Below are 19,114 nucleotides of genomic sequence, written 5' to 3' on the forward strand. Positions count from 1 at the left end.
CTGCGTCCGTGTCCTTCGCGCCACCGGGCGGAGTCGTCGCCGGTCCGGTTCCCGGGACCGCGGCGGCGGGCGACGGACAGTCGGGCCGCCCTCTCTCAGGCGGAGAGCGGTCGCCGGCTGCCTTCACCACCGCACTGGCTCGCGCGCCGCCGCGGTGCTCGGTCTCGTCCGTCCCGCCGGGCACTCCCTCAGGGCCGACGGGGCGGACGGCGCAAGGAGTCTGACAACTCGTCACACTCCTGCGCGGTCCTGGTGGCCGACGTCCTTCGTCCGGACCGGGCCGGGACGGTGTGCCCCGGTGGCTGCTCCGGCCGGCTCCGGCCCGATCGAACGGAAGACCCTAGTCCTCGCGCAGTTCGCGGACCGCTTCTTCGACGCGCCTGCCGTACTCGGCGTCGGCGGCGCGGAAGTGGGTGAGGTTCTTCTCGATCACGTCGTCGCGGGTGACCTGGGAGAGGCCGCCGGCGATGTTGGCGACCAGGCGGCCCTTCTCGTCCTCGGACATCAGCCGGTAGAGCTCGCCCGCCTGGAAGAAGTCGTCGTCCTTGGTATGGGCGGGTGTCGCGTGGGTGCCGGTCCAGCCGTGGACCGCGAGCGGCGCGGAGAGCGCCGCGTCGGTCTGGGCCGGACCCGCGTACGAGTTGGGCTCGTAGTTCCTGTCGTGGCGAGCACCGTTGCGGGTCGCGTGCAGACCGTCGCGGCCGTAGTTGTCGACGACGGCGGTCCGCGGCGCGTTGACCGGGAGCCGGGTGTGGTTGACGCCGAGACGGTAGCGCTGCGCGTCGGCGTAGGCGAACAGCCGGCCCTGGAGCATCTTGTCCGGGGACGGGCCGATGCCGGGCACGAAGTTGTTCGGGGAGAACGCGGCCTGCTCGACCTCGGCGAACACATTGTCCGGGTTGCGGTCCAGGACCAGTCGGCCCACCCGTTGCAGCGGGTGGTCGCCGTGCGGCCAGACCTTGGTGAGGTCGAACGGGTTGAAGCGGTGGTCCGCGGCTTCGGCGGCCGGCATCACCTGCACATACAGCGTCCAGGACGGTTTCACGCCCCGCTCGATGGCCTGCAGCAGGTCCGTCTGGTGCGAGCTGGCGTCCCTGCCCACGAGTTCCGCGGCCTGTTCGCCGGAGAGCGAGCGCACACCCTGGTTGGTCTTGAAGTGGTACTTGACGAAGAAGGCCTCGCCCTCGGCGTTCGTCCACTGGTAGGTGTGCGAGCCGTAGCCGTTCATGTGCCGGTACGACGCGGGGATGCCGCGATCACCCATCAGCCAGGTCACCTGGTGGGTCGCCTCGGGGGAGTGCGCCCAGAAGTCCCAGACGTTGTCCGGCTCCTGGCGGCCCGTGAAGGGGTCGCGCTTCTGCGAGTGGATGAAGTCGGGGAACTTGACCGGGTCCTTGATGAAGAAGACCGGAGTGTTGTTGCCGACCAGATCGTAATTGCCCTCGTCCGTATAGAACTTGAGGGCAAAACCGCGCGGGTCGCGTACGGCGTCGGCGCCGCCGAGGGAATCGGCGACCGTCGAGAACCGGATGAACGTCTCGGTGCGCCTGCCGACGGCGGAGAGGAAGTCGGCGCGGGTGAATCCGGTGACGTCGTCGGTCACTTCGAAGTAGCCGTACGCACCTGAGCCGCGGGCGTGGACCACCCGCTCCGGGATGCGTTCACGGTTGAAGCGCGCGAGCTTCTCCAGCAGGTGCTGGTCCTGGAGGAGGAGCGGGCCACCGGCACCGGCGGTGGCGGAGTTCTGGTTGTCGGCGACCGGGGCGCCTGACTCGGTCGTAAGCACACGCTGCGTCATGGTGTCGGGGCAACCTTCCGTACGGGAGCTGCTGAACTGCGACGCCCTGGGGGCTCCAGGAGCGTAAGTACGCCCCGAACCCAACGTCAACAGTTTGTTGAAATCGAGGGAGGGGTGTTCCGGATGGCGTCGGCGCCTGGGCGCGACAGGACAGGTGTCGGCGTCGGCGCCATCCGGAAGTCCGCGCGGCCGTTGTCCCCGGAGGGAGCGGCCGGTGCGTCCGGGCCGCGCCCCGTGCGGGCCCGCCCGGGGCGGGTCATGCCTGCGCGGGCCGGTCGGAGAGGCGCTCGACCGAGCGCAGCAGCGCCGAGTGGTCCAGGCCGCCGTCGCCCTGGGCGCGCAACGAGCCGACGAGCTGGGCGACCACGGCGCCGACGGGCAGTGCGGCGCCGACGTTGCGGGCGGCGTCCGTGACGATGCCCATGTCCTTGTGGTGCAGGTCGATCCGGAAGCCCGGTGTGAAGTCCCGCGTCAGGAAGTTGTCCTTCTTGCGTGTCAGTACGGTCGAGCCGGCCAGCCCGCCGTTCAGGACGTCGAGCGCGGCCGCGAGATCGACCCCGGACTTCTCCAGGAAGACGACAGCCTCGGCGCAGGCCTGGATGTTGACCGCGACGATCAGCTGGTTGGCGGCCTTCACCGTCTGGCCGGAGCCGTGCGGACCGCAGAGCACGACCGTCGTGCCCAGCGCGTCGAGCACCGGCCTGGCGGCGTCGAAGTCGGCCCGCTCGCCGCCGACCATGATCGAGAGCACCGCCTCGATCGCCCCGGCCTCGCCGCCGGAGACCGGGGCGTCCAGCACGCGGATGCCCTTCTCCTCCGCGTTCTTCGCGAGGTCGACGGAGGTCCGGGGGGTGATGGAGGACATGTCGATCAGCAGGGCGCCGCGCCGCGCGTTCTCGAGGATGCCCCCGGGGCCGTAGGCGACGGCCTCCACCTGCGGGGAGGCGGGCACCATCGTGATGATGACGTCCGCGTCCGCGACGGCCTCGGCGATCGAGTCCGCGCCCGTGCCGCCGGCCGCGACCAGCCGGTCGATCTTGTCCTGTTCCAGAGTGTGGCCGGTGACGTCGTAACCGGCCTTGATCAGGTTCTCGGACATGGGCGAGCCCATGATGCCGAGCCCGATCCACGCAACCTTGGGGAGGTTGTTGCTCATGAGGATGCCTTCCGGTGAACATGCGTACGGGGGTGGGGCCGGCGCCCTCAGCAGGCCGCCCGGGACGCGGCCGGGAGCCACTCGAAGGACTCGGCGCTCGGCCGGTCGCCCGGCTTGTACTCCAGGCCGACCCAGCCGTCGTATCCGGCCTTCGTCAACGCGCCGAGGAGTTGCTCCAGCGGGAGCGAACCGGTGCCCGGCGCGCCGCGTCCCGGGTTGTCGGCGATCTGGACGTGACCGGTCCGGTCGGCGTGGTCGGTGATGACCCGGCCGAGGTCCTCCCCGTTCATCGACAGGTGGTAAAGGTCCAGCAGGAACTTCGCGTTGCCGAGGCCCGTCGCGGCATTGACCCGGTCGACGACCTCGATCCCGGCCGGTGCGCTCAGCAGCGGGTAATCCGGCGACTCGGGCCCGTTCAGGGTCTCGATCAGCAGGACGGCCCCGATCCGGTCGGCCGCGCGGGCGGCCAGGGTCAGGTTCTCCAGGGCGAGTTCGTCCTGCGCCGCCGGGTCCACGCCCTCGACGCGGTTGCCGTAGAGCGCGTTGAGCGCCCCGCAGCCGACCGAGGCGGCGAAGGCGGTCGCCACCTCGACATTGGCGCGGAAGCGGTCGGACTGCGCGCCGGGCACGGAGAGTGCGCCGCGGTCGGGGCCTGGCAGCCGGCCGGCGTAGAAGTTCAGCCCCACCAGCTGCGTACCGGCGTCGTCGAGCGCCTTCTTGAGGGCATCGAGATCCGCCTGCGGCGGTGTGGGGTTCTCGGGCCACGGCCACCACAGCTCGACCGCCGTGAAGCCGGCCGCGGCGGCTGCCGCCGGTCGCTCCAGGAGCGGGAGTTCGGTGAAGAGGATCGAAAGGTTCACATCGAAGCGCTGGTCCTGCCCAGTCTTCTCTGCAGGGAGAGCGGCCATGAGATGCGGCGCTCCTTCCGTATTGCGGAAGTTGATTTCTGCTCAACGGAAGAGTGCCTGCGAGGTGGGGAGAGTGTCAAGGGTGAGTCCGCGATTCGGGGCCGGTCATGGGCCCGGCGCGCGGAGCGGCGCCTGCACGCCACCGTTGTGCAGGATGCAATGGCCGGTGCGCATCTTGCGGCGGTGGCCGGGGAAGGTCACTGTGGCTGACGTCCGACGCAGTCGATCCCCGAGGTGCCCCGTATGACCGCCCCCACCAGCCGCCGCACCCTTCTCGGAACACTCCTGGCGGGCGCCGCGCTCGCCGCCGCGCCCGCCCCGCCCGCGACGGACCGGCCCGGGAGCCGGCGGGGCGCCCCCACCGCCCCCACCGCCCGCGCGGGCCGGACCGGGACGCTCCTCCTGGGGACGTACACCTCGTCCGACGGAGGGGGCACGGGGATCGGTGCGGCCGGGTACGACCCCTCGACCGGGACGATCACCGGACGAGCCACCGTGACCGGCGTCGACAACCCCTCGTACCTCGCCGAGCACCCCTCCGGCGCCACGGTCTACGCCGTGGACGAGCAGGAACAGGGCGGTGTGACGGCCGTGGCGGTCGGGCCGGACGGGACCTTCCGGGTGCTCGGCACCCGCTCCACCGGCGGCGCCGGGCCCTGCCACCTCTCGGTCCACCCGTCCGGGCGATGGCTGCTGAGCGCCAACTACACCTCGGGCAGCGTCGCCGTGCACCCGATCGCCGCCGACGGCTCACTGGGGGAGCGCAGCGACCTGGTCGCCCACACCGAGCCGGCGCCCGGCCCCGGCCAGGACGGTCCGCACGCCCACCAGATCGTCACCACCCCCGACGGCGGTCACGTGCTCGCCGTCGACCTGGGCAACGACACCGTGTACACGTACCGCCTCGACCTGGACCGCGGGACGCTCCACGAGGTCGCGCGGGCCACGTTGCGGCCGGGGGCCGGACCGCGCCACCTCACCTTCCATCCGGGCGGCCGCTCGGCCTACCTCGCCTGCGAGGTGGACAACACCGTGGTCGTCTGCGGTTACGACCCCGCCACCGGTGTCCTGACCCCTGGTGACCCGCAGTCCACCGGGACCGGACCGGGCACCAGCTACCCCGCCCAGTTCCTGGTCACCGCCGACGGGCGTTTCGCCTACCTCGCCAACCGCGGGCACAACAGCCTGACCCGCTACGCCGTCGAGGACGGCGGGGCGGCGCTGCGGCTGATCGACACGGTCCCGGTGGGCGGCGACTTCCCCCGGCAGATCGCCTTCTCGCCCGACGGCGCCCTGCTCTTCGCCGCCAACCAGCGGTCCGGAACCGTGACGGTCTTCGAGGTGGACCGGGCCGGCGGGGGGCTGCGCCGCACCGGTTCCCCGTTCGCCGCCCCGGTGGCCGTCTGTGTGCTGCCGCTCGCGCCCCGGCACGGGTAGCGGTCCGTTAGGGTCGGGGCCGAGCCGCGGGCCCCCGGGTGCGGCGAGCACATGAGGGAGGCACAGTGCGCTTGAGAGTGGAGTTCACCACCGAGCCATTCGATCTCGACGAGGCGCCCGCTCACGCGGTGGTGGCCCGCGAGGTGGTCCAGTCGGCCGAGCTGGACGCCGTGGACGTCGGCCCGTTCGGCAATACGGCGGAGGGCGGCGCCGACGCGGTGCTCACCGTGGTGGACTCGCTGCTGCGCAGGACCCTGGCGTCGGGTGCCACCCGGGTGTCGCTCCAGGTCAACGTCATCGGGGAGGGCGCGAAGTGACCGCGCCCGCCGACCACCCGCTCGTCGCGGCGGTCAAGCCGCTCGTCGACGCCATGGGCGCCGAGCTGGTCGGCCCCGACCAGGCGCAGGCCGACGACGTGGTGCTGGCCTGGGAGGGCGAGGATGTCATAGCCGTCCGGCTCCCGCAGCTCTCGGACTCGCTCGACCACATCCTGGCCGCGATGGAGCGGCGGCACGGCATGCCGCTGGCCGAGCTGGACCGCAAGGCCAAGCAGTCGGTCGTACGGACCCTGGAGGCGCGGGGTGCCTTCTCGGTACGCCATGGCGTGGAGACGGTGGCGGGGGCCCTGGGGGTCAGCCGTTTCACCGTTTACAACTACCTGAACCGCGAAAACGCCGCCAAAGGTGAGTAGTTGAGCGAACGCCTCGGAAGTGCGTGGAAGGCCGTCGTCCGGATCATCTGGGCGACGGCCTTTTACGTTCGCGTTATTTCAACAAAGTGTTGACGTGGTGTTGTGGAAGGCGTTAGCTGTCCGCAGCCCGACCAACGCACAGCGAAAGAAGCCACGGAGGCTCCCGTGACTGTGAGCTCGACGCCGGGTCTCGCCCGGTTCAACGCCCTGGCGGACGACGAGGCCACCACCGTGCTGCACGAGGTGTGTGCCGGTACGGCATGGGGACGAGCGATCCTCTCCCGGCGCCCGTACGCCACCGTCGAAGCCCTTCTCTCCGCCGGTGACGCCGCCACGGCGGCGCTGACCGGTGAGGATCTGGCCGAAGCGATGGCCGGGCACCCCCCGATCGGCCGCCCGGTCCCCGGGGACCCCGCCTCGTCGCGCGAACAGCGCGGGATGGCCGGCGCCACCGAGGAGCTCAGGGCCGAGATGCTCGAACTGAACCTGGCCTACCAGGAGCGGTTCGGACATGTCTTCCTGATCTGCGCCACCGGCGCCACCGGTGAGCAGATGTGCGACGCGGTGAAGTCCCGGATCGGGAACTCGCCCGAGCACGAGCGCGAGATCGCGCGCACCGAGCTGGGCAGGATCAACCGTATCCGGCTGACCCGTCTCGTAACCGAAGGAGAGTGACGGTCTTGAGCACCGACACCACCGCATCGGTGTCCACGCACATCCTGGACACCAGCATCGGCCGCCCCGCCGCAGCCGTCACCGTCTCACTCGCCGCCCGCAGCGGCGGCGACGCCCAGTGGGTGGTGCTCGGCGGTTCCGCGACCGACGCGGACGGTCGGTGCAAGGACCTGCCGGCGCTGCCGGCGGGCACCACCCGGGTACGTCTCGAATTCGGGACCGAGGCGTACTTCACGCAGGAGCACCGTTCCGACAGGCAAGCCGAGGCGCAGCAGGACGCCCCCCGCGCAAGGGACAGCGGTGTGTTCTTCCCGGAAGTGGCGATCACCTTCGCCGTCGTACCGGGCGAGCACTATCACGTACCGCTGCTGCTCAACCCGTTCGGCTACTCCGTTTACCGAGGGAGCTAGCACCGACATGCCCACGATTCTCGGCCAGAACCAGTACGGCAAAGCAGAGAACCGCGTCGTCAGGATCACGCGGGACGGCGACACCCACCACATCAAGGACCTGAACGTCTCGGTCGCCCTCTCCGGCGACATGGACGACGTCCACTACTCCGGCGCCAACACCAATGTCCTGCCGACCGACACCACCAAGAACACGGTGTACGCGTTCGCCAAGGAGCACGGCATCGAGTCCGCCGAACAGTTCGGCATCCACCTCGCCCGTCACTTCGTGACCTCGCAGGAGCCGATCAGGACCGCGCGGATCAGGATCGAGGAGTACGCCTGGGAGCGCATCGCCACATCCGACGGCAACTCGCGGTTCATCGGGGCCGACGAGGTGCGGCACTCGTTCGTCCGCAAGGGCCAGGAGACGCGCACTACCCAGGTCACCTTCGACGGCGAGAACTGGCAGATCATCTCCGGCCTCAAGGACCTCGTGGTGATGAACTCCACCAACTCCGAGTTCTGGGGCTACGTCAAGGACAAGTACACGACGCTCAAGGAGGCGTACGACCGCATCCTGGCGACCGAGGTGTCCGCCAGGTGGCGCTACAACTGGACCAGCGACGACGCGCCCATGCCGAACTGGGAGAAGTCCTACGAGCAGACGCGCAAGCACCTGCTCCAGGCCTTCGCCGAGACGTACTCCCTCTCCCTGCAGCAGACCCTCTACCAGATGGGTTCACGCATCATCAACAGCCGCAGCGAGGTGGACGAGATCCGTTTCTCGCTGCCGAACAAGCACCACTTCCTGGTGGACCTGGAGCCGTTCGGCCTCAAGAACGACACCGCCGACGGCGCTGTCTACTTCGCGGCCGACCGCCCGTACGGACTGATCGAGGCCACCGTGCTGCGCGACGGCATCGAGCCGCAGATCCCGGTCGACATGACCAACCTCTGACGCGGCGCCGGCCGGTCCCCGCCCGCCGGCGGGTGGGGACCGGCCGCCCCGGAGGGAAGTGTTCCTCCATCATCTCGGCACCCGCGGCCGCACGGCCGCGGCACTCGAACCTCCCAGGGTCCTGCCGTGCCCACCCCACCGCAGCGAGAAGAAGGAAGTGCCATGGCAGCCCCTGATCGTGTGGAACGCGTCGTCATCGAGAACTGTGCGATCGCGACCGTCGACGCCCACGACACCGAGTACGCCTCGGGCCATGTCGTCGTCGCGGGCAACCGGATCGAACGCGTGGGAGCCGGCCGGGCCCCCGAGGGCCTGGAAAACGTCGTACGCCGCATCGACGGCACCGGGCATCTGGCCACCCCCGGCCTCGTCAACACCCACCACCACTTCTACCAGTGGATCACCCGGGGACTGGCGACCGACCACAACCTCTTCGACTGGCTGGTCGCGCTCTACCCGACCTGGGCGCGCATCGACGAGCCGATGGTCCGTGCCGCGGCCCAGGGCTCACTCGCGATGATGGCCCGCGGCGGCGTCACCACCGCCATGGACCACCACTACGTCTACCCGCAGGGCTCCGGCGATCTCTCCGGCGCCATCATCGGGGCGGCCCGCGACATGGGCGTACGGTTCACACTGGCCCGCGGCTCCATGGACCGCAGCCAGAAGGACGGCGGACTGCCGCCGGACTTCGCCGTCGAGACGCTCGACGACGCGCTCGCCGCCACCGAAGCGGCCATCGACGCCCACCACGACGCCTCGTTCGACTCGATGACGCAGATCGCCGTCGCGCCCTGCTCGCCGTTCTCCATCTCCACCGAACTGCTGCGCCAGGGAGCCGAGCTGGCCCGTCGGCGCGGGGTCCGGATGCACACCCACGGGTCGGAGACCGTGGAGGAGGAGAAGTTCTGCCACGAGCTGTTCGGAATGGGTCCCACCGACTACTTCGAGTCGACGGGATGGCTCGGCGACGACGTGTGGATGGCGCACTGCGTCCACATGAACGACTCCGACATCGCCGCGTTCGCCCGCACCGGCACCGGGGTCGCGCACTGCCCGTCCTCCAACGCCCGCCTTGCGGCAGGCATCGCCCGGGTCCCCGACATGCTCGCCGCGGGTGTTCCCGTCGGGCTCGGTGTCGACGGGACCGCCTCCAACGAGTCGGGTGAACTCCACACCGAACTGCGCAACGCCCTCCTCATCAACCGCCTCGGCGCCCACCGCGAACGCGCTCTGAACGCCCGTCAGGCGTTGCGGCTGGGTACGTACGGCGGGGCCCAGGTCCTCGGCCGAGCCGGCCAGATCGGCTCCCTGGAGGCAGGAAAACTCGCCGACCTGGTGCTCTGGAAACTGGACACCCTCGCCCACGCCTCCATCGCCGACCCGGTCACCGCGCTGGTCTTCGGCGCCGCGGCGCCCGTCACCCTCTCCCTCGTCGACGGCAGACCGGTCGTCGAGGGCAACCACCTGACGACGGTGGACGAGGAAGCCGTCGCCCGCGCCACCCGCGACGAGGCACGCCGCCTCGCGCAGATCGCCGCCGGGGCCTGACGGCTCCGGGGCCATCCCGAGAACGGCCGGCCGGAGGGGGACGGCCCTCGGCCGGCCGCCGCGGACCCGAGCGGGGTCCGTGGCAGCCGGTCCGGCGCGCGCGTGAGCGCCCGCCGGACCGGTGTCCCCGAAGCTGCCGCACCAGCTGCACGACCTTCCCCACCCGCACCAACGCATCACCTCCCTGACACCCACGTCGCCTTGACGTGTACCCGACCGGAGGAATATCGCCGTGGCAGCACAATCCAGGTTTCGTGACGACGCAGTCGCAGTCCCCGACCGGCAGCCGGTACCCGGCGGCCCCGGGGCCGCCGACGACAGGCACCCGGTCGACGAGCGCCTCCCCCCGCTGAGGATGTTCACCAGCGGACTGCAGCACGTGGCCGCGATGTACGCGGGCGTGGTGGCCCCGCCCATGATCGTGGGACCCGCCGTGGGGCTCACCGCGAAGGAGACCGCCTTCCTGATGGGGGCGAGTCTGTTCACCGCGGGCATCGCCACCCTGCTCCAGACCCTCGGCTTCTGGCGCGTCGGCGCGCGGCTGCCGTTCGTCAACGGAGTCTCGTTCGCCGGAGTGACGCCGATGATCGCGATCGGCAAGGACCGCGGGCACGAGGGCATCACGGTCGTCTTCGGCGCGATCATCGTGGCCGGCCTGCTCGGCTTCGTACTCGCCCCCTACTTCTGCAGACTGGTCCGCTTCTTCCCGCCCGTCGTCACCGGCACCGTCATCACCCTGATCGGTCTCTCGCTGCTGCCGGTCGCCTTCAACTGGTCCCAGGGCGGCAACGCCACGGCCGACGGCTACGGTTCGGCGACCAACATCTCCATGGCGGCCGCCACCCTGGTGATCGTCCTCGCGCTGCGCAGGCTGCTGCGCGGCTTCCTGCAGCAGATCGCGATCCTGCTCGGTCTGGTCGCCGGCACCCTCGTCGCGATCCCTGCGGGCATCACCGACTTCGGTGCCCTCAAGGACGCCGAACCGGTCGGCTTCCCGACCCCGTTCCACTTCGGGGCCCCGCAGTTCGAGACGGCCGCCGTCATCTCGATGTGCATCGTGATGCTGGTCTGCATGACCGAGTCCACCGCGGACATGCTGGCCCTGGGCAGGATCGTCGGCCGTCCTGCGGACGAGCGGACCATCGAGGGCGGTCTGCGTGCCGACACCCTGGGCAGCGCAGTCAGCCCGCTCTTCAACGGATTCATGTGCAGTGCCTTCGCGCAGAACATCGGACTGGTCGCGATGACCAAGGTGCGCAGCCGGTTCGTCGTCGCCGCGGGCGGCGTCATCCTCGTCGTGCTCGGCATGGTCCCGGTCGCCGCTTCCGTCATCGCGCTCGTACCGTTGCCGGTGCTCGGCGGCGCGGGCATCGTGCTCTTCGGATCGGTGGCCGCGAGCGGCATCCAGACGCTGGCGACCGCCGCCCTGGAGAAGGGCGAGAACGCGCTGATCGTCGCGGCCGCCGTCGGCACCGGCCTGATACCGATCGCCGCACCGGACTTCTACCACGCCTTCCCCAAGGACCTGCTGGTCGTCCTGGACTCGGGAATCTCGACCGGTTGCATCGTCGCGATCGTCCTCAATCTGGCCTTCAACCACCTGGGCCGGAAGGCCGGTACGGCGGGGGAGGAACCCGTCGCCGCGGGGCCGGTGACGGCGCGCTGAGCCGTAGTCGGTACGGCACTGTGGCGCGTACGGCGACCGCCGCCGTACGCGCCACGGGTGTTCCGGGCGGACTCAGCCGATGTGGTAACTGTCGCCGTACACCTTCCAGTCGAGCGGCGGATCCAGGTTCAGATTGCCGTTGTCGAGGAAGACCCGCTGTGCGGTGTCCACCCGGGTGGTGTCCGAGTGGGCCTCCTCCTGCTGCATCGCCCAGACCCGCGCGTCCAGGAAGGCGTTGAGGTAGGTGACCTCGTCGCCGCCCCGGGCCGGCGGTTCCGCCTCGGCCAGGGCCCGCTCGCGGATGGCCGAGAAGCTGGTGCTGTCGTCACCGTCGCCGTGCATGACGATGGCGTCGTAGTACGCGAACTGGCCGAGGGTACCGAGCCCGTCGGCCTTGCCGCGGCTGACCGCCGGGTCGAAGTAGACCCGGTCACGCTCGTCGTTCTGCGCCTGCTTGAACACCGGGTCCGACGCGGCGCCGGCCCAGTCCTTCGTGAAGTCCGGGTCGAGGCCGTCGTGCGAGTCCGTGCCGTCCACGTCCCGCAGCGCGGGCAGGTACTTCGCGAGGACGTTGTCCGGCTTGCGCTGGGTGTACAGCTCGACGAGGTCGAGCATGTCGCCGGTGCCGGAGCAGAATCCGATGATGCCCGCGGTGTAGCCGCGGCCGTCGCCGATGTCCTCGATGTACTTGTACTGCGCCTTCCAGTTGAGCGAGGAGTTCTCCGCGCTGGAGACCAGTTGCATGGCGATCTCCTTCTTCGCCGGATCGTCCAGCCCGGTGGCGGCGGCCACCTGCGAGGTGGCGGTCACCACCCGGTGCGAGGCCGGGTGCGTGGGGGCACCGGCGTAGGCGTTGGCGGGTACCGCCAGGACGGTCACCCCGAGTGCGGCCAGCGCGAGCCGGACCGGGCGGGTGCTGCGACGTGCGGTGCGCTGATGGGGAGCGGACACCATTCCTCCATGGGGGAGTTCGTCGTTCCCTTGCTCTGTTAGGAAGCTTTACTATCAGAGCGGGAAGAGAGTCGTACACCCCTTCGACGCGCGCGAGTCAGTTCTGTCGCGGGATCCGCGAAGAGCCCGCGCCGTGCGCGGCCGCCACCGACGGCCGGGGCGGTCGGTGTTCCGCCCCGGTTCACCTGGCCCGATACCGGGCGCTCCTCCGGTTCAGGGCGCGTCGATACGGTACTTGTCGCCGTACACCCGCCACTCCAGCGGCGTCTCCAGCTGGAACTTCCCCTCGCGCACGAAGACGCGCTGGGCCGTATCGATCCGGCTGGTGTCGGAGTGCGAGGGCTCCTCGCGGATGGCGGCGACCCGGGCGTCGAGAAAGGCGTTCAGGTACGTCGCCTCGTCACCGCCCCTCGCCGGCGGGTCGGTCGCGGCGAGCGCCTCCCGCCGCATCGTGCTGAAGCCGACCGTGCCCCCCGAGTCGCCGTACCCGTGCATCACATAGGCGTCGTAGTAGATGAACTGGCCGAGCGCGCCCAGCCCGTCCTCCTTGGCCCGCTCCACCGCGGGACCGAAGTACGAGCGGTCCCGTTCCGTGTCCTGCGCCGACCGGAACGCGGGATCGGAGGCGGCCCGGACCCACGCACGGGTGAAGGGACGGCCGAGACCGTCGTGCGCGTCGGTGCCCACGACCGCGCGCAGCGCGGGCAGGAACCGCTCCAGCCCGTTGCCGGGCCGCGCCGCCGCGTACCGCTCGACGACCTTCAGCATGTCGCCTGTACCGGAGCAGAAACCGATGATGCCCGCGGTGTAGCCGCGGCCGTCGCTGATGTCCTGGATGTACTTGTACTGCGCCTTCCAGTCGAGCGAGGAGTTCTCCGCGCTGGAGACCAGCTCCATGGCGATCTCCTTCCTGGCCGGATCGTCGAGCCCGGTCCCTGGTGCGCCCTTGCCGGAAGCGGCCCCCGGCACGGAACACGCCGTGAGTACGGCGACAGCCATGAGCAGAGCCGTGACGGCAGAGGTGGCGGGGGCGGGCCGGGAGCGCGGAGAGACCTTCACCTCTCCAGCCTGCCAGGCGCGGAGAAGGATCTTGGCCCGATCGGCTGTAGCGTCTGGACCATGGAAGATCAGTCTGTTGTGGATGTCGGTGACGTCCGGCTGGCGTACCGGACCTGGGGCGACTCGTTCGGCTCGCCCGTCGTGCTGCTGCACGGCCTCGGAGGTTCGGCCGCGAGCTGGGAAGCGGTCGGGGGCCTGCTCGGCGAGGAATGGCGGGTGTACGCCCTCGACCTGCGTGGGCACGGGGAGAGCGACTGGCCGGACGAGTACGCCTTCGAGCTGATGCGGGACGACGTCCTCGGATTCCTCGACGAGTGCGAGCTCGACCGCGTCGGCCTGGTCGGTCACTCCATGGGCGGTGTCGTCGCCCATCTGCTCGCCCAGGAGCACGCGGACCGGGTGGAGCGGCTGGTGCTGGTGGAGACGCCACCGCCGTTCCCCAGCGAGCTGGGGGCCGCCGCGAAACCCGACGGCCCGGTGGACTACGACTGGAACGCCGTCGCGCCGGTCCGGGCCCAGATCGCCGACCCGGACCCGCAGTGGGCGGAGGGTCTCGGCGAGATCGTCGCGCCGACGCTGATGATCGCCGGCGGACCGGAGAGCACCATGCCGCAGGGGCGCCTGGCCGATATGGCCTCGCTGATCCCGGACTGCCGGCTGATCACGCTCGGCGGTGGCCACCGGGTGCACGAAATCCATGCCGACCAGGTCGCCCAGCAGATCACCGAGTTCTTCACCAGCTGACCCGGGAGCCTGACCGGCCGCCGACGTCCGGAGCCGGTGACGGGCTCGGCCGGCCGCCGCCATCTTTCGGGCCGGGGTCGAACGACCGGGCGAGCGGGGCGCGGGGCAGCACGCGCCCTGCGTCGGGGGACGGCGCCCACCGGTCGCCCGCGGGTGAAGCGCCTCGGCGCGGAGGCCGGGGCGCGGGCGTCAGCGGCCGGGCTGCCAGTCCGGGTGGCGGCCGCTCATGGCGATAGCGCGGTCGACCAGGGGCGCGTCGGCCGGCACCGGGACCGGTGGCCCGAAGATGTCGGGCCGGGGGATGTTGTCGCGGGGGGTCAGCATGGCCAGGGAGACGAGCAGGCTCGCCTCGTCCGCCTCGTACTTCTGGCCGGTGGACCGGGCCAGGTCCCAGCCGTGGACGACCAGCTCGTTCAGCGCGACCATCGCGGCCACTTCGCCCGGCAGGTCCACACCGCCCGCCCTGGTCATCCCCTGCCGCGCCGCGGGGTCACGCCAGGCCGCCACCAGCTCGTCCAGCAGGGGCGGCAGCGCGGCGCGCCAGTCGTCACCGAGGACCGGCAGCGCGGCCTTCGGCGAGTTGTCGGTCGTCGGGCCGAGATCCTTCCGGGCCGCGTCCCTGAAGGCGGCGCTCAGCCCGACCAGATGGGCCAGCAGCTCCCGTACCGCGTAGTCGGGGCAGGGGGTGGGGCCGGCCAGGTGCCGTTCGTCGACGCCGTCGAGCAGTTCGGTGATCATGCGTGCCGCGGGTCCCAGATCGGCCGTGGGGGTCGTTCCGTTCTCTGTGTCCATGGTCTTCAGACTGCTCGGGCGCCCGGAACTCATCGCTCGTCGCGTGCACCGTGCACCAGGGCGGCGTATGCCGGGCACCACGACTTCGTGCACCGCACAGCACGGCCGCGTTCCGGAGCACACCGCGCACCCTCTTGTCGGAGACCCGTCAGGCGTGTCATATAGGTCCAGACCATTGCTGCCGGATGGAAGGCAAGACCGTGCGACGCCCCCACATACACGCCGCGTTGACCACCTCCACCGCCCTGCTCCTCGCCGCGCTCACCGCCTGCGGCGGGTCCGCGGACGCCGCCGACCTCCAGAGACCGACCGTGCCCGGCGGGGTGACGGCCCAGGCGAGCAGTGCCACCTCCGTGCACGTGATGTGGAACCGGGCCGCCGACGACACGGCGATCGCCGGCTACGACGTGTACCGCAAGGGCAGGATGGTCAAGTCCGTCGCAGCGTCCAGACAGATGATCGACGTCGACGGACTCACGCCTTCCACCCCCTACACCTTCACCGTCCGGGCCCGCGACGCCGCGGGGAACCTCTCCGCACCGAGCGAGGCCGTCGCCGTCACCACCCCGGCGCCGACACCCGCCGACCACCGGCCGCCGACCCGGCCGGTCAGGCTGCGCGGCAGGGTCGACGGCAGCAAGGCGGCGACCCTGTCCTGGGGCGGCTCGACGGACGACATCGGCGTCACCTCGTACGACATCTACCAGGAGGACTCCCGCATCCACAGCGTGCCCGGCACGCAGACCACCGCGCACCTGAGCGGACTGCGCCCAGGCACCGTCTACACCTTCACCGTCCGGGCCCGCGACGCCGCCGACACGTCCTCGCCGGACAGCAACACCCTCGACCTCACCACACCGTCCGCCCCCGGGGCCCCGGCGAGTACCGCCCCCACCGACCTGCGGGTCACCAGCCGCGCGCAGGGCAAGGAGTACGCGATCGACCTGGACTGGGCACAGCCCGACACCGGTGGCGAGATCCCCGCGTACCAACTCTTCATCGACGGCCGGCTGACCACCACCATCGTCTGGGGCGGCAGGCCTCCGGCGGGCCGGGCGAGCTACCGGCTCACCGTCGGTGACCCGCGCGGGACCCGCCACTCGATGAAGATCCGCGCCAAGCTCCCGGACGGGAAGTGGGGCGACTTCTCGGCACGGCGCACCGTCGTCCTCGGTGAGGGACCGGCGTAGACGCAGGACCCGGCGCACGGCGGTCCGCCCCGGAGACGCGACCGACGCCCCCGGTGGTGCGCCGGGAGCGTCGGTCTCCGGAGCGGGTCAGCCGCGCAACTGCTCGTACGCCGGCAGGGTCAGGAAGTCCGCGTAGTCCTGGTCCAGCGAGACCTGGAGCAGCAGGTCGTGGGCCTGTTGCCACCGGCCCGACGCGAACGCCTCCGCACCGATCTCCTCGCGGATCGCGGCGAGTTCTTCGGCCGCGACCGTGCGGGCCAGGGCCGCGGTGGCGTGCTCGCCGTTCTCGAAGACCACGTCCGCGTTGATCCACTGCCAGATCTGCGAGCGCGAGATCTCCGCGGTGGCGGCATCCTCCATCAGGTTGAAGATGGCGACCGCGCCCATACCGCGCAGCCATGCCTCGATGTATCGGATGCCGACCGCGACGGCGTTGCGCAGTCCGTCGTACGTGGGTGTGGCGTCCAGCGTGTCGATGGCGATCAGATCGCCCGCCGCCACGGAGACGTCCTCGCGCAGACGATCCTTCTGGTTCGGCCTCTCGCCGAGGACCGCGTCGAACGAGTCCATCGCGATCGGGACCAGGTCGGGGTGGGCGACCCAGGATCCGTCGAAGCCGTCGTTCGCCTCGCGGTCCTTGTCCGCCTTGACCTTCTCGAAGGCGACCTTGTTGACCTCGGCATCACGGCGCGAGGGGATGAACGCCGCCATGCCGCCGATCGCGTGCGCGCCGCGCTTGTGGCAGGTGCGGACGAGGAGTTCGGTGTACGCACGCATGAACGGGGCGGTCATCGTCACCGCGTTGCGGTCCGGGAGGACGAACTTCGAGCCGCCGTCGCGGAAGTTCTTGACGATGGAGAAGAGGTAGTCCCAGCGGCCCGCGTTGAGGCCGGAGGCGTGGTCGCGGAGCTCGTACAGGATCTCCTCCATCTCGTACGCGGCGGTGATCGTCTCGATCAGCACGGTCGCGCGGACCGTGCCCTGCGGAATGCCGACGTAGTCCTGGGCGAAGACGAAGACGTCGTTCCAGAGGCGGGCCTCCAGATGTGACTCCGTCTTCGGGAGATAGAAGTAGGGGCCCTTGCCGAGGTCGATGAGGCGCTGGGCGTTGTGGAAGAAGTAGAGGCCGAAGTCGACCAGCGCGCCGGGCACCGGGACACCGTCGAGCTGGAGATGACGCTCGTTCAGATGCCAGCCGCGGGGGCGCGTGACGACGGTGGCGAGTTCGCCGGCCGGCTTCAGCGCGTAGGACTTCCCCGTCCTCGGGTCGGTGAAGTCGATGCGGCACTCGTAGGCGTCGATCAGATTGAGCTGGCCGAGGATGACGTTCTCCCACGTGGGGGCGGACGCGTCCTCGAAGTCTGCGAGCCAGACCTTGGCGCCCGAGTTCAGGGCGTTGACGGTCATCTTGCGGTCGGTCGGACCGGTGATCTCCACCCGGCGGTCGTTCAGCGCGGCCGGGGCCGGGGCGACCTTCCAGGAGTCGTCCGCGCGGATCGCCGCCGTCTCGGGCAGGAAGTCCAGTGTGGAGGTGCGGGCGATCTCGGCGCGGCGCTCACCGCGGCGGGCGAGCAGCTCGTCACGGCGCGGCGTGAACCGCCGGTGCAGCTCGGCCACGAACGCGAGGGCCGCGTCGGTCAGGACCTCGTCCTGCCGGGGCAGGGGCTCGGCATCGACGATGGCCAGCGGGGACGGCGCTGGTGCGGACATGAGCTGTCACTCCTTCAGCGAGCGGTGCGGGCGGCGCCGTACGCCGCCGGGTCGCCCCGAACGGCACGGCGTGCCAGGGCGCCGGGATGCGGCCTCGGGTGCCTTACGGGGTACAGAGCGCTTCTGGCCAGTGGATAGTAGTTTCCTTATGGTGGAAGTTCAATGGTTTGTTGATGTCGAGATTCTCCGGGTCGAGGGAAGTGACGGCGCGGTGGCGCGGCGTGCCGCGCCGCTCATTCGAGGTGCGTCAGGTCCTGCGCCGTGTCGATGTCGTACGCCTCCGCCACATCCGAACACTCGACGAGCGTGATCGCATCGCGGTGGGTACGCAGGTAGGCTCTGGCGCCCTGGTCGCCCACCGCGCCCGCAGCGATGTCCGCCCACCGGTCCGCCCCGAACAGCACCGGATGGCCGCGCTCCCCGCCGTAGGAGGCGGCCGCCAGGCTCGCCCGGGAGCGGTACGCCGAGTGCACCCGCGCCACCGCCCGCGCACCGATGCCCGGCTGGTCCACCAGGAGGACGAGCGCCGCGTCCGCGCCCGTGGCGGAGAGCGCGCCGAGCCCCGCCCGCAGCGACGAACCCATGCCTTCCGGCCATTGCGGGTTGACGGTCACCACGCATCCCGAGAGGTCCGCCCGTGCCGCCACCTCGTCCGCGGCGGCGCCGAGCACCACATGGACGGGGCCGCAGCCCCCCTCCCGCAGCGCGTGCGCGGCATGTTCGACGAGTGGCCGGCCGCGGTGTTCCAGCAGAGCCTTCGGCCTGCCGCCGAGGCGACGGCCGCCGCCCGCGGCGAGCAGCAGCCCGGCGATCACGGGCCGCCGCCCGTCGGCCGGTGGCTCCGGCGGATCTGTCGGGGCGGGGGAGGGCGGGGAGTGGAAAGAATGAGCCATGGGACTCTGGATACCCCACCGGCCCCACGTATTCCTACCTGACCGCCGATACCCTGCGTCCCTCGGTGGTCACCCTGAATTCTGTCGGTGGAGTGGCGCTCGACACCTTTCATGGCGTTAACTTGCGCGCATCCCCGGGCACTTGACCACGGTCCGGGATTTGGTCGAAACACTGGCACAAAGATGTGCGAGGGGGAGTGCTTTGTTGCGAAGCGTGGGGCAGACGCGGGTGACCAGCAGTGGTGAGGACCCGAGGGTGACGGAGTTGCGTACGGCCGTCTCCCGGCTCCGCCGCGAGCTGGCGGGGCACCCTGCCGAGTTCCCGGACCGCGGGATCGCCGAGGACGAACTGGCGGCCCTGGACGCGATGGCGATCACCGGAGCGCCCGAGATTCCGCGGCTGCGCCGCTCGCTGCTGCTGATCGCGGGGGCGGTCGGCTCGGTCAGCGCACTGGCATCCGCGCTCAGGGACGTACGCGTCGCCGTGGACCTCTTCGGCGAGCCGCCGCGCCGCTGACGGCCGCCCGCCGACCGCCCCGCGTC

At 70.8% G+C, this 19,114-nt stretch carries 19 protein-coding genes; 11 read left to right on the forward strand and 8 right to left on the reverse strand.

The window, feature by feature from the left end; translation table 11 throughout:
* Window positions 1-340: 340 nt before the first annotated feature.
* The 3 genes from ACFVXE_RS20885 to ACFVXE_RS20895 all read right to left on the reverse strand — a co-directional run bounded on the left by ACFVXE_RS20885 (window position 341) and on the right by ACFVXE_RS20895 (window position 3,862).
* Complete coding sequence (locus ACFVXE_RS20885; protein ID WP_389672942.1) at window positions 341-1,798, reverse strand: catalase; 1,458 nt, start codon at window positions 1,796-1,798, stop codon at window positions 341-343.
* 256 nt (window positions 1,799-2,054) lie between these two features.
* Window positions 2,055-2,954, reverse strand: a complete 900-nt coding sequence (locus ACFVXE_RS20890; protein WP_389672943.1) for a 2-hydroxy-3-oxopropionate reductase — start codon at window positions 2,952-2,954, stop codon at window positions 2,055-2,057.
* A gap of 47 nt (window positions 2,955-3,001) precedes the next feature.
* A complete protein-coding gene (locus ACFVXE_RS20895) occupies window positions 3,002-3,862 on the reverse strand; it encodes a TIM barrel protein (protein WP_389672945.1) in 861 nt (286 codons plus the stop codon).
* 243 nt (window positions 3,863-4,105) lie between these two features.
* Between ACFVXE_RS20895 and ACFVXE_RS20900 the strand changes: the two genes are divergently transcribed.
* The 8 genes from ACFVXE_RS20900 (at window position 4,106) to ACFVXE_RS20935 (ending at window position 11,232) form a co-directional block, all read left to right on the forward strand.
* Window positions 4,106-5,299 carry a lactonase family protein gene (locus tag ACFVXE_RS20900; protein ID WP_389672947.1) on the forward strand — a complete coding sequence of 398 codons (1,194 nt, stop codon included), beginning with the start codon at window positions 4,106-4,108 and terminating at the stop codon, window positions 5,297-5,299.
* A 65-nt stretch (window positions 5,300-5,364) separates the two neighbouring features.
* The gene (locus ACFVXE_RS20905) at window positions 5,365-5,616 is read left to right on the forward strand and encodes a hypothetical protein (protein WP_389672949.1); all 252 of its coding nucleotides are present in this window, start codon (window positions 5,365-5,367) and stop codon (window positions 5,614-5,616) included.
* A complete protein-coding gene (locus ACFVXE_RS20910) occupies window positions 5,613-5,990 on the forward strand; it encodes a helix-turn-helix domain-containing protein (protein WP_389672951.1) in 378 nt (125 codons plus the stop codon). The genes ACFVXE_RS20905 and ACFVXE_RS20910 overlap by 4 nt, the downstream gene beginning before the upstream one ends.
* A gap of 165 nt (window positions 5,991-6,155) precedes the next feature.
* Window positions 6,156-6,665, forward strand: a complete 510-nt coding sequence (gene uraD / locus ACFVXE_RS20915; RefSeq protein WP_389672953.1) for a 2-oxo-4-hydroxy-4-carboxy-5-ureidoimidazoline decarboxylase — start codon at window positions 6,156-6,158, stop codon at window positions 6,663-6,665.
* A 5-nt stretch (window positions 6,666-6,670) separates the two neighbouring features.
* Window positions 6,671-7,075 (forward strand): hydroxyisourate hydrolase, encoded by a 405-nt coding sequence (uraH, locus tag ACFVXE_RS20920; protein ID WP_389672955.1) that lies wholly within the window; start codon window positions 6,671-6,673, stop codon window positions 7,073-7,075.
* Window positions 7,076-7,082: 7 nt separating this feature from the next.
* Window positions 7,083-8,015, forward strand: coding sequence for a factor-independent urate hydroxylase (gene pucL / locus ACFVXE_RS20925; RefSeq protein ID WP_389672957.1), 933 nt, complete (start codon window positions 7,083-7,085; stop codon window positions 8,013-8,015).
* 162 nt (window positions 8,016-8,177) lie between these two features.
* Window positions 8,178-9,566, forward strand: coding sequence for an 8-oxoguanine deaminase (locus tag ACFVXE_RS20930; RefSeq protein ID WP_389672959.1), 1,389 nt, complete (start codon window positions 8,178-8,180; stop codon window positions 9,564-9,566).
* A gap of 232 nt (window positions 9,567-9,798) precedes the next feature.
* A complete protein-coding gene (locus tag ACFVXE_RS20935) occupies window positions 9,799-11,232 on the forward strand; it encodes a nucleobase:cation symporter-2 family protein (protein ID WP_389672961.1) in 1,434 nt (477 codons plus the stop codon).
* Between the two features lie 72 nt (window positions 11,233-11,304).
* Here the strand turns inward: ACFVXE_RS20935 and ACFVXE_RS20940 are convergent, their stop codons facing one another.
* Together ACFVXE_RS20940 and ACFVXE_RS20945 are read right to left on the reverse strand one after the other, a co-directional pair.
* Window positions 11,305-12,183: a chitosanase gene (locus tag ACFVXE_RS20940; protein WP_389672963.1), complete on the reverse strand. Its 879-nt coding sequence runs from the start codon at window positions 12,181-12,183 to the stop codon at window positions 11,305-11,307.
* Between the two features lie 213 nt (window positions 12,184-12,396).
* On the reverse strand, window positions 12,397-13,242 hold the full coding sequence (locus tag ACFVXE_RS20945; protein WP_389672965.1) for a chitosanase: 846 nt from the start codon (window positions 13,240-13,242) through the stop codon (window positions 12,397-12,399).
* A 60-nt stretch (window positions 13,243-13,302) separates the two neighbouring features.
* Here ACFVXE_RS20945 and ACFVXE_RS20950 point away from each other — a divergent pair, with 60 nt between their 5' ends.
* Entirely contained in the window at window positions 13,303-13,986 is a 684-nt protein-coding gene (locus tag ACFVXE_RS20950; RefSeq protein ID WP_389672967.1) for an alpha/beta fold hydrolase, read from the forward strand.
* A 189-nt stretch (window positions 13,987-14,175) separates the two neighbouring features.
* Here the strand turns inward: ACFVXE_RS20950 and ACFVXE_RS20955 are convergent, their stop codons facing one another.
* A complete protein-coding gene (locus ACFVXE_RS20955; protein ID WP_389672968.1) occupies window positions 14,176-14,778 on the reverse strand; it encodes a TIGR03086 family metal-binding protein in 603 nt (200 codons plus the stop codon).
* Window positions 14,779-14,963: 185 nt separating this feature from the next.
* Here ACFVXE_RS20955 and ACFVXE_RS20960 point away from each other — a divergent pair, with 185 nt between their 5' ends.
* Window positions 14,964-15,968 carry a fibronectin type III domain-containing protein gene (locus ACFVXE_RS20960; RefSeq protein ID WP_389672970.1) on the forward strand — a complete coding sequence of 335 codons (1,005 nt, stop codon included), beginning with the start codon at window positions 14,964-14,966 and terminating at the stop codon, window positions 15,966-15,968.
* Window positions 15,969-16,055: 87 nt separating this feature from the next.
* Here ACFVXE_RS20960 and aceB read toward each other — a convergent pair whose 3' ends face one another.
* Window positions 16,056-17,678 carry a malate synthase A gene (gene aceB, locus ACFVXE_RS20965; protein ID WP_389672972.1) on the reverse strand — a complete coding sequence of 541 codons (1,623 nt, stop codon included), beginning with the start codon at window positions 17,676-17,678 and terminating at the stop codon, window positions 16,056-16,058.
* Between the two features lie 233 nt (window positions 17,679-17,911).
* A complete protein-coding gene (locus ACFVXE_RS20970) occupies window positions 17,912-18,481 on the reverse strand; it encodes an NTP transferase domain-containing protein (protein ID WP_389672980.1) in 570 nt (189 codons plus the stop codon).
* A 304-nt stretch (window positions 18,482-18,785) separates the two neighbouring features.
* Between ACFVXE_RS20970 and ACFVXE_RS20975 the strand changes: the two genes are divergently transcribed.
* Window positions 18,786-19,088, forward strand: a complete 303-nt coding sequence (locus ACFVXE_RS20975) for a DUF5955 family protein (protein WP_389672974.1) — start codon at window positions 18,786-18,788, stop codon at window positions 19,086-19,088.
* The last annotated feature ends 26 nt before the right edge of the window (window positions 19,089-19,114 follow it).

Source organism: Streptomyces sp. NPDC058231, assembly GCF_042882275.1.
Lineage (GTDB): Bacteria > Actinomycetota > Actinomycetes > Streptomycetales > Streptomycetaceae > Streptomyces.